At 29.1% G+C, this 10896-nt stretch carries 9 protein-coding genes; 7 read left to right on the top strand and 2 right to left on the bottom strand.

Annotated elements, in window-relative coordinates:
- Window positions 1-282 (bottom strand): DUF4834 family protein, encoded by a 282-nt coding sequence (locus tag ACQYZ7_RS07145; RefSeq protein ID WP_303508915.1) that lies wholly within the window; start codon window positions 280-282, stop codon window positions 1-3.
- Between the two features lie 142 nt (window positions 283-424).
- Between ACQYZ7_RS07145 and ACQYZ7_RS07140 the strand changes: the two genes are divergently transcribed.
- From ACQYZ7_RS07140 to ACQYZ7_RS07110, 7 genes are all read left to right on the top strand, one after another.
- Window positions 425-1768, top strand: a complete 1344-nt coding sequence (locus ACQYZ7_RS07140; RefSeq protein WP_430729082.1) for a transporter — start codon at window positions 425-427, stop codon at window positions 1766-1768.
- 19 nt (window positions 1769-1787) lie between these two features.
- Entirely contained in the window at window positions 1788-2906 is a 1119-nt protein-coding gene (locus ACQYZ7_RS07135) for a GTP cyclohydrolase (RefSeq protein WP_430729081.1), read from the top strand.
- Entirely contained in the window at window positions 2906-3616 is a 711-nt protein-coding gene (locus ACQYZ7_RS07130) for a 16S rRNA (uracil(1498)-N(3))-methyltransferase (protein ID WP_430729080.1), read from the top strand. The genes ACQYZ7_RS07135 and ACQYZ7_RS07130 overlap by 1 nt, the downstream gene beginning before the upstream one ends.
- 146 nt (window positions 3617-3762) lie before the next feature.
- On the top strand, window positions 3763-4833 hold the full coding sequence (locus ACQYZ7_RS07125; RefSeq protein ID WP_430729079.1) for a helix-turn-helix domain-containing protein: 1071 nt from the start codon (window positions 3763-3765) through the stop codon (window positions 4831-4833).
- A 517-nt stretch (window positions 4834-5350) separates the two neighbouring features.
- Window positions 5351-5992, top strand: a complete 642-nt coding sequence (locus ACQYZ7_RS07120; protein ID WP_430729078.1) for a DUF4159 domain-containing protein — start codon at window positions 5351-5353, stop codon at window positions 5990-5992.
- Complete coding sequence (locus ACQYZ7_RS07115; protein ID WP_430729077.1) at window positions 5976-6887, top strand: bile acid:sodium symporter family protein; 912 nt, start codon at window positions 5976-5978, stop codon at window positions 6885-6887. The genes ACQYZ7_RS07120 and ACQYZ7_RS07115 overlap by 17 nt, the downstream gene beginning before the upstream one ends.
- A 3-nt stretch (window positions 6888-6890) precedes the next feature.
- Complete coding sequence (locus ACQYZ7_RS07110) at window positions 6891-7937, top strand: lysophospholipid acyltransferase family protein (RefSeq protein ID WP_430729076.1); 1047 nt, start codon at window positions 6891-6893, stop codon at window positions 7935-7937.
- On the opposite strand, the gene ACQYZ7_RS07105 is transcribed toward ACQYZ7_RS07110, so the two are convergent.
- Window positions 7918-10842 carry a glycoside hydrolase family 3 N-terminal domain-containing protein gene (locus ACQYZ7_RS07105; RefSeq protein WP_430729075.1) on the bottom strand — a complete coding sequence of 975 codons (2925 nt, stop codon included), beginning with the start codon at window positions 10840-10842 and terminating at the stop codon, window positions 7918-7920. The genes ACQYZ7_RS07110 and ACQYZ7_RS07105 overlap by 20 nt on opposite strands.
- Window positions 10843-10896: the final 54 nt, after the last annotated feature.

The following is a 10896-nucleotide window of genomic DNA, read 5'->3' as shown; positions in this document are numbered from 1 at the left end:
TTAGTCTATTTCTTCATAGTCAACGTACTCGCCAACAGAATTATTACTTTCTTTCGAATTATTTGGCTTTTTATCAATAACAGTTTTCCCTACTTCAACATCAGATGCTTGTTGTTGGTTTCTATACTGCTGTTCTGCTTTCTTTTGTACTTTGTCTACTGCTTTTTTTATTAGGTATGGTGCAAAAAGTTTTGCTAAAAACTTTATAACGTAATAAACTAACAGAATAATTAATATGGTTTTTAAAAAATTCACGGGTCCAGCTTCATTTAAATATGTCATCTTTTTTCTTAAAATAAAAAAATCAATCAAAAATAACAATTTGAAGCAAAAGGAAGCGTTAAGAGTTTACAAAACTTATATTATATAGGTAATTGTATTTTTACGTATGTTTGTACAACCTGAAAATTTGGATTTATTATATATGATTAAGAAACTTCTTATCCTTTTTGTTTTTTGTTCTATTTTAACTGCTAACGCGCAATATACACCTGTTATAAATTCAAATAGACCAGGTTTTTCTGAGAGTCCCTACAGTGTTGGTTCGGGGGTTTATCAATTTGAAACAAGTGTTTTTTATAGAAAAATGAATGCTACACCTACCTTTAGTAATCCTGAAGCTTTAGGTTTAAACCTGTTTTTTAGAACTAGTTTTTTTGCTGAAAAACTAGAATTTAATTTAAACACTTCTTTACAAAGAGATAAAATAGCTTTTAAAAATATTTTTGAATCATCATATAATAAAACAGGGCTTAGTCAATTTAGTTTAGGTGCAAAATACATGATTTATGCTCCTAAATATGATGATAAAAGTAAAGAAATAAGAAGCTGGAAAGCTAGACACTCTTTCGACTGGAAGAGATGGATACCACACATTGGTATTTCAGCAGGTATGAATATTGGAAGTTTTTTAACTGATTATCACGAAAGAGGTGGTTTTAGTCCTAAAGTTGGTATTTTACTTCAAAATGAATTTTCTGACAAATTAAACGTTGTTACCAATCTTCATTACGATTATATTGGTACTGACTTTTCTCAACTTTCTTACATTGTAACTGGTACTTACAACTTTAATGACTACTGGTCTGGTTTTGCTGAAATACAAGGTATTTTTGAAGAACATGAGAAAAAGACTAATCTAGGGACTGGTGCAGCCTACCTTTTTAGTGAAAACTTACAATTTAACGCATCATTAAGAGCTAACTTACAACAAGATGAAATAGGAATATATAGTTCTTTAGGTGTATCATATAGAATTAATAGACATAAAGACGATTTTGTTGAAATAGATGAATTTGGAAACAAAATTGAAAAAGAAAAGCCTGTTAAATATGATGAGGACAGAAACTTCTTTGGTCGAATGTTTAGTAAAGCAGGTAAATTATTCTCTAAAAAGGAAAAACGAAAAGTTGATCTGGATACAGAATCTAACGATGGTGAGCTTTTAAATGAAAAACCTAAAAGAGAACGTCAAGGGTCTTTAGTTGACATAATTGTTAAAGAAGACAAAAAGCAAAAGAAGAAAACAGCTAAAGAAGAAAGAAAGGCTGCTAAAAAAGCTAAAAAGAACGCCGAAAAAGAAGCTAAACGTAAAGAAAAAGAACGCTTAAAGCTTGAAAAGAAGATTAAAAAAGAGGAAGAAAAAGAAGCCAAGCGTAAAGAAAAGGAGCGTTTAAAACTTGAAAAAGAGATAAAAAAGTTAGAAGAAGAAATCAAAAAAGAAGAGCAACAAGAGAAAGAAAAGGAAAAAGAAAAGGAGGATAATTAAAAGTCCTTAAATTTGCAAAATGATTCAAATTAAAGAAATAACAACCAAAAAGGGAATGAAACAATTTGTTAAGTTTCCTTTTTCTCTTTATAAAAATAATAAGTATTGGGTTCCTCCTATTATTAAGGATGAAATAGAAAGTTTTGACAAAAATAAAAACCCTGTTTTTGAATATGCCAATGCTCGCTTTTTCTTAGCCTTAAAAGACAATGAAATAGTTGGTAGAATTGTAGCTATTATCAATTCTTACGAAATAGAGAAACAACACATAAAAAAAATACGCTTTGGTTGGTTTGATATTATTGATGATATAGAAGTTTCTAAGGCCTTATTAAATAAAGTTGCAGAAATAGGACGCGAGAATAACTTAGAATACATAGAGGGACCTGTTGGTTTTAACAACTTAGATAAAACAGGAGTCCTTACTGAAGGGTTTGATTATATTGGTACTATGATTACCTGGTACAATCACTCATACTACGCTAAACACCTAGAGCAATTAGGCTTTACAAAAGAAAAAGAATATATTGAAAGTATATTCTCTTTTAGTAATGTTGATATTAAAAAATATAGAAAGGCAAGCAATATTATTCAAAGAAGATATAACTTAACTCCTTTGAACTTTACGTCTACAGATAAGGTTATGCCCTATGTTGATGAAATGTTTGACTTATTTAGTAAAACTTACTCAAAACTATCAACTTTTGTACCTATTTCAAATGCTCAAATAGCTTATTTTAAAAAGAAATACATAAATTTTATAAACCCTGAATATATAAAGTTTGTTGTTGATGAAAACCATAAACTAGTAGCTTTTGCAATTGTAATGCCTTCTTTTTCTAAAGCTTTGCAAAAAGCAAAAGGAAAACTTTTCCCTTTTGGACTTCTTCACTTGTTAAATGCAAGAAAGAACTCAAAAGATGTTACTTTTTATTTAATTGGTGTTGATCCTGAATATCAAAACAAAGGAGTAACAGCTATTATATTTGAACAGTTCCACCCTATATTTTCGGCTAGAGGAATTCAAAATTGTATTAGAACGCCAGAACTTGAAGAAAACCAAGCAATTCATCAGATTTGGAAAGATTTTGACCCTAAGATTCACAAAAGAAGAAGAACATACAAACTCGATTTATAATGCAACTTTTTTATAATTCAGATTTATTAGCTACTTCAAAAGAAATTACTTTCAACAAAGATGAAAGTCGTCATATAATTCGTGTATTACGAAAAAAAGAAGGAGACATTTTACACATTACTAATGGAAATGGGATTCTTTTTTTTGCTGAAATAATTATAGGAAACGACAAAAAGTGTATTGCTAAGATTATTAAATCTGAAGAAAAACCTCGTACAAGAGATTATTACTTACATGTTGTTATAGCCCCTACCAAAAACAATGATCGTTTAGAATGGTTTTTAGAAAAAGCTACAGAAATTGGTATTGATGAAATAACACCTATTATTTGTAAAAATTCAGAAAGAAAAGTTTTAAAAACTGATCGTTTACAGAGGATTGTACAATCTGCTATGAAACAATCGTTACAATTTACATTACCTAAACTAAACGACCTTATAAGTTTTTCTGATTTTATAAATAATGATTTCTCAGAAGAAGTTTACATTGCCCACTGTGAAGAACACACTGAAAAAAAGTTTTTAAAAAACATTGCCTCTCCAAAATCTAAATACACAATTCTTATTGGTCCTGAAGGAGATTTTTCACTCGATGAAATCCAACAATCTTTAAACAAAAAATTTATTCCTATTTCTTTAGGTGCTAACAGGCTCAGAACTGAAACGGCTGGCTTAAATGTAGTACAGAGTATAGCCTATTTACACCAGTAATTCATTTTTTGTATATTTAGCTACTCTTAAAGGTTTTTATTTTGACTACAGCAGATTTTTTTAATCTCTTTTTGTTAATTAGTGCCGTTCACGGTTTCGCTTTTAGTATTATACTTTTCTGTTCTAAGAATGGACGAGAAAAAAGTATGATATATCTAAATCTTTTGATATTAGCTATTTCTTTAAATAATGCTCAATCTTGGGCTTTAGAAAGAGAATTACTTCAACATAAATTTGCTTTAGACTATGTACAAGTACCTTGGCACTTTTTAGCAATGCCTTTTTTATATATGTTTTTAATTCATTATTTAAATATTGCTGAGAGATCATACAAAATATTAAAAGTGATTATTCCACTTTTTTTAATCCTAGTCACAAGTCAAATTAGTTTTGTTCTTTATTATAGTGATTCAGCTTCTAGAGAATATTTAAATTTTATTTACGAACGATATACTTCTATAGAAGAAATATTTAGTTTAGTAACTTCACTAAGTATTTTTATTTATTCATTTTACATTTTATATAAAAAAGAAAAACTGTTTCCTAAAATTCTATCATTTGATAATCTTAGATGGATTTATACCTTTTTCATACTAACTTCAGTTGGATATGCTCTTTGGATTTTAGCTTTAATTATAAAGGTAAGAATGAACTTTACTGGTTTTTTATTCTCTTACTACCCGTTAAGAGTCTATACCACAATCTTAATTTATTGGTTAGGTTACCAAGGGTTAAAACAAATTCGTGTATTAAAAGAACGTGAAAGAATTAGAGAATCTCTTCTAATTGATCTAAATGGTGATTTTAGTGTTGATACAATTAACTTAAATACTGAGAAAAACTTCTCTGAAAATCAAGTTGAAAAGCAAAAAGAACAATTTGTAGAAATAGATAAATTCATTAGATCTAAAAAGAAATATTTATTAAATAAATATACATTACAGGACTTATCGAAAGACACAGAACTAAGCTCTAGTAAACTTTCTCTTATTATAAATAGTATTGCTAGAAAATCTTTTACTGATTATTTAAACGAAATGAGAATTGATTTAGCTAAAACTCTTTTGTTAGATCCAGATTATACTAATTATACAATAACTTCTATAGGCTTAGAGTCTGGTTTTAATTCTAAATCTACATTCTATACCGTTTTCAAAAAACATACTGGGCACACACCAGTTGAATTTAAAAGCTTATCATTAGCTGTTTTAAATTAAAATTTACTTTCATTTTATAAAAAGACAGTTCGAAAACATCCAAAATGGATGTTTTCGAACTCTTACCTTCTTATTCTAAACTATATTTACTAGGTGAAATTAAAAAATTAGTAATTGAAGATAGTTGAAGGGGTTTTCAATTTATAATTAAGATTTCTAAAAAAATTATTGGGAGTGCTTATTCTCAATACGAAAAAGGAAAAGCTATAGCTTAAAAACACCAATATTAATATTGGTGTTTTTTATTTTTCACTAGTCAAACATAACTTATATATATTCTTTATTAACCATACTTTTTATAAAAAGTTGGTTTCAAATCACCCTTCTGGATGTAATAGAACTTCGTATATAAAAGCTTACAATACATTTATCATATAAATAAAAACGCTTTTTGAAAAAATTGGGGAATTTTCAGAATAAAAGCTTAATTTATTTTTTAGGGGAAAAAAACACCAACAAATTTGTTGGTGTTTTTTATTGTTGTTTTACTATATTGCTTTTAAATTCAAATCAATTAATGAAAAATCTCACCCTGTTTTTTTTCTTTCTTCTATACCTTAATAGTTTTTCTCAAGAAATAGCAATTATACAATATAAAGGTGGCGGTGATTGGTATGCTAACCCAACTGCACTACCAAATCTTGTAAAGTTCACTAACCTAAACACAAAAACACTAATTGATAAAGACATACAAAGCATTACCCTTGACGATGAAACCATTCTTAATTTCCCTTTAGTTTTTATTACTGGGCACGGTAATATTTTATTTACAGATAATGAAGTATCAGTACTAAGAAACTATCTTATTTCTGGAGGTTTTTTACATATCTCTGATAACTATGGGCTTGATAAATACATACGAAGAGAATTAAAAAAAGTTTTTCCTGAACTACAGCTTCAAGAAATACCAAACAACCACCCTATTTATCATCAAACATTTTCCTTTCCTAAAGGATTACCAAAAATTCACGAACACGATAAAAAACCACCTCAAGGATTTGGCCTATTTCACGAAGGAAGACTTATTGTCTTTTATGATTACGAAAGTGATTTAAGTGATGGATGGGAGGATACTGCTGTACACAACAACCCTAAAGAAACTAGGCTAAAAGCTCTACAAATGGGAGCTAATATAATAGAGTATGCTTTTAAACATTAATACTTTACAAATTGACAATATCAAAATTAATTTTGATACTGAGGCTTTGTGGATGCTTAACATTGCCCTTGCTATAATTATGTTTGGTATTGCACTAGACATTAAAATAGATGACTTTAAAAGGCTTATTAAAAAACCTAAAATATTATTTGTTGGACTTTTATCTCAGTTTATTTTACTTCCTCTTTTAACCTTTATTCTTATTAATATCATTAATCCTTACCCTAGTTTTGCTTTAGGCATGATGATGATTGCTGCTTGTCCAGGAGGAAATGTTTCTAACTTTTTTAGTAAAATGGCAAAAGGTAATGCTGCGCTATCAGTAAGTTTAACAGCTTTTTCAACTCTAATTTGTTTAATAATGACTCCTTTAAATTTGCAATTATGGGGAAGTTTATATGAACCTACAAACGAAATTCTTAAAAGTGTTTCTTTAAACCCTTTTGAACTTTTTAAACTAGTACTTCTCATTTTAGGAATTCCAATAGTATTAGGAATGTTCGTAAATCACTATCATCATGAAATGGCTAAAAAAATAAATAAGCTTTTACGTCCTTTTTCTATTTTCTTTTTTCTTTTATTAATTGTAATAGCCCTATATGACAATGCGGACATTTTTAAAAACTACATACATTTAGTATTGTTTCTGGTAATATTTCATAACATTTATGCGTTTGTGATAGGTTATGTAACAGCTAAATCTTTTAAGTTAAACAAAAAGGACTGTAAAACTATTTCTATGGAAACTGGAATCCAAAACGGTGGTTTAGGATTACTTCTTATTTTTAGCTTTTTTGATGGCTTAGGAGGAATGGCTCTTCTTGCTGCTTTTTGGGGAGTTTGGGATATTTTTTCAGGCATGATGTTAGCTACTTACTGGGGAAGAAATAAATAATAAATGAAGACACTGATATACTACTTTTTTAAACTTTTTGTAAAAACTGGCTTATTCTTTTACTCTAAAAAAATAACAGTTGTTGGGAGTGAACAAATCCCCAAAAAAGAAGCTGTAATTTTCACAGCTAATCATCCTAACGGATTAATTGATCCTTTGCTTATAGCCACCCATATAAAAAGAAGAACAAACTTTTTAGTGCGTGCCGCTGTATTTAACAACCCTACAATAGCTAAGTTTTTTAATTTACTTGGAATGATGCCTATATACCGTATTAGAGACGGTGTACAACAACTTAGTAAAAATGAAGAAATTTTTAACAAATGTCAGTTACTTTTAAAAAACAAAAAAACCTTACTAATCTTTCCTGAAGGAACTCATAAAAAAGACAGAGCTGTTAGACCTTTAAGTAAAGGGTTTACAAGAATTATTTTTAAAACTTTAGATAGTTTCCCTGACACTAAAATTAATATTGTTCCCGTAGGAATTACATATCAAAATGTATCTAACTATCCTTCTAAAACTGCTATACATTTCGGTTCTCCTATTCTAGCTAATGATTATTATGATGAACAAAATATAAATCAATCAGTAAAGGACATAAAGGAGCTTGTTTCAAATCAATTAAAAGATTTAAGTGTTCATATAGAACAAAATGAAGACTATAAAACTACTTTATCTAACTTAAATAACGCTCAAGTTGATTTCACCAAAGTCAATCTAATAAACACTCTTATACGAGATAAAAAAACGCTTACACAAAAAAAACGCAGTATAAACTACGCTCTTCCTCTCTTTTTATTAATTATTTTAAATAGCTTAGTTCCGTATTCAGTTTGGAAAATTTTAAGTAAAAAAGTGGATGAAATAGAGTTTATTGATACTTTTAGATTCGGTGTAAATGCTATTTTGTTTCCTTTCTTTTATTGCATCCAAAGCTGGATTATAAGTTTATTTTTTGGTTGGAAATTAGCTTTATTATACTTTTTAGCTTCTCTTTTTCTTATTCTTTTATATACTAAACTATCACCTACTCCACCATCAAAATAGCATCTTGAATATCTTGTTGAATTTTGGTACGTATATTACTTTTAACTAAACCATAATTCCTCATTGTTGGATAAATCCTGTTTGATAAAAACACATACACAACGCCTGTTGCTGGGTCTGCCCAAGTATAAGTTCCTGTAAAGCCACTATGTCCAAAACTTACATCTGACACACAACCACAAGTAGCCTTCACTTTAGGGTTTAATTGTGGTTTATCAAAACCTAAACCTCTACGTACTCTTTTATTTTCATAATAGCGTTTATTAAACTTATGCACTGTTTCAGGTTCTAAATACTTCTTTCCTCCGTAAGAACCGTCTTGTAAAAACATTTGCATAATTTTAGCTACATCATTAGCATTTGCAAATAAGCCTGCATGTCCTCCTACTCCTCCAAGCATTGCTGCCCCCATGTCATGAACATAACCATGCACTAACTGATGTCTGTAATAGTTATCTCTTTCAGTAGGAACAATTTCATCTTTTGTAAATTTATTTAAAGGTAAATAAGTCATTCTATTTGCTCCAATAGATTGATAAAATTGCTCATCTACTAGCTTATTTAAAGGTTCTTTATATTTTTTTTCTATAATTTCTTTAAAAATATAGTACCCTAAATCACTATACTTATAACCTATTCTTTTTCGTTGTTCTGAATCTACTATCTGTTTATAAATTGAATCTTTGTACTCTTTAGCTAGATATAAATTGTTCGCAACTTTTACACTAAACTTTGGTGTACGTTTTTTTCTATAAAATTTTGTAGAGTTCTTCCCTGTTATACTGTCTTTAGTATGTAAGTAAAATGGAATCCAAGAACGTAATCGCCCATAATGAGATAATACTTCTTTAAGTAATAAAGTGTCTTTATTCGACTTACTATACCTCGGTAACACATCTCCTAAATTTGAGAATAGGCTAATTTTCCTCTCTTCTTCAGCTTTCATTATCATAGGTAATGAAGCTAAAATTTTAGTTAAAGAAGCTAAATCATAAATATCTGAGTTCTTAACAGAGTGTTTTTTTGCTAAAGTATGATAACCAAAGCTTTTATTGTAAATTACTTTTCCATCTTTAGCTACTAAGATTTGTCCTCCTGGAGACATCTTCTCTTGTAAAATTGTATCAATTCTTTTATCTATAATTGAAAGTTTTTCCGATGAGACTCCTGCTTCTTCTGGAATTGTATATTGCAATACATCCAATCCGTCTATAGACAATCCATTACCTGCTTTAAACTCATTTTTTATAGATACTGGTAATTTCCCTTTTAAATCGAAAGCACCAAAAAGAGCCTGTGCAGAAAGCTCTTGAGCTAACTTACTATTTTGATACGACATTACTAATCCTTCTATGTTAGTAAAAGAAGATACTTGAAGTAAACTATATGGGCTAGCAAAAACATCTAAAATAACTTTATTATTTCTAGCTATTTCTTGCAACCATACAAGGTCTTTATTAGAAAACTTGTAGCTTTTCCATGGGTTCTTATTAGATTTATGAAACCCTACAATTACAAGGTTATATTTTTCTAGCTTCTTCATTAACACACTTAAATTCTTATCAGAAACTTTATCTACTTTTGTATAGTTTTTAAGCATTTCATAAAAGTCTACTCCACTATCACTCCCTAAAGAAACATAAGCCACTTTTTTTTCTTTAAGGTTTTTAATCGGTAAAATAGCTTCTTTATTTTTTAAGATTGTGATAGAGTTTTTTATCAATTTACGATGTAAAACCTCATCATAAGGACTATTTATATCTTTGGAAACATTTTCTGTAGCAATAGGTTTGTACTTATTTAATCCAACTAAGTATTTTGCTTTTAAAATTTTTTTTACTGAATTATTTAAACGTGCTTCAGATAACTTTCCGTCTACAATTGCTTTCTTTATCAAACTTATTGAACCTGGAACATCTTGAGGAATCAATAATATATCATTTCCAGCTAAAATTGCTGCCAAATCTATTTCTGCTGGTGTTGAATAGTTTGCAGCTCCTTTCATATTCAAACCATCTGTAACAACCAATCCTTTATAACCTAACTTATTTTGCAACAAATTAGTTACTACATTTTTTGATAATGATGATGGTAATTTTGGATTGGTTTCTAAAGCTGGTATGCTTAAATGTGCTGTCATTACACTACCTACTCCAGCTTCAAATATTTTTTTAAAAGGGTATAACTCTATCGAATCTAATCGTTGTTCACCAAAGTTAATTGTTGGTAATGTGTGATGTGAATCTGCTTCGGTATCTCCATGCCCTGGAAAGTGTTTTGCATTTGCTAATACACCTGCTCCTTGCATTCCTTTGGTAAATGCTATCGCTTTTTCAGCAACATTTTCTTTACTTTCTCCGAAAGAACGATTTCCTATAATGGGATTCTTAGCGTTAGTATTTACATCTACTACTGGAGCGAAATTCATATGAATTCCTACACGTTTACAATGTTCTCCTATTCTTTTACCTACTTCTTCTAGTAAAATTGTGTCTTGAATAGCTCCTAAAGTCATGTTCCATGGAAAACGGTACGTGTTTTTTAAACGCATATCTAAGCCCCATTCACCATCAAAACCAACCATTAAGGGTACTTTTGCTAATTCTTGATATTTATTATTTAAAACTACTTGTTTATCTGGTGTTCCTTGCATAAAAATAATATTCCCTACATGATATTTCGTTACCATGTTTGAAATAAAATTTTCATGCTTTTTATCTTTATTTGAATATGCTTGTATCATAAACAATTGTCCTATTCTTTCATCAACAGACATGTTTTTCATGATACTATCTACCCAAACATTTTGCGCTATAGAATCTTTAGCCAACAAAGGATCTACTTGTTGAGCTTGAATTATTTGTATAAAAACAAACGTTAGTATCGTAAATGCTTTTCCCTTCATATATCTTACTTCTTTATAAACTTTACAAGAGTCTGTAAAGTTTTAATATGTTCT

The sequence above is a fragment of the Tenacibaculum sp. SDUM215027 genome (assembly GCF_050566205.1).
Lineage (GTDB): Bacteria > Bacteroidota > Bacteroidia > Flavobacteriales > Flavobacteriaceae > Polaribacter.
Note: the sequence above shows the minus strand (reverse complement) of the source record. Positions and strands in the feature narration are given on the sequence as shown.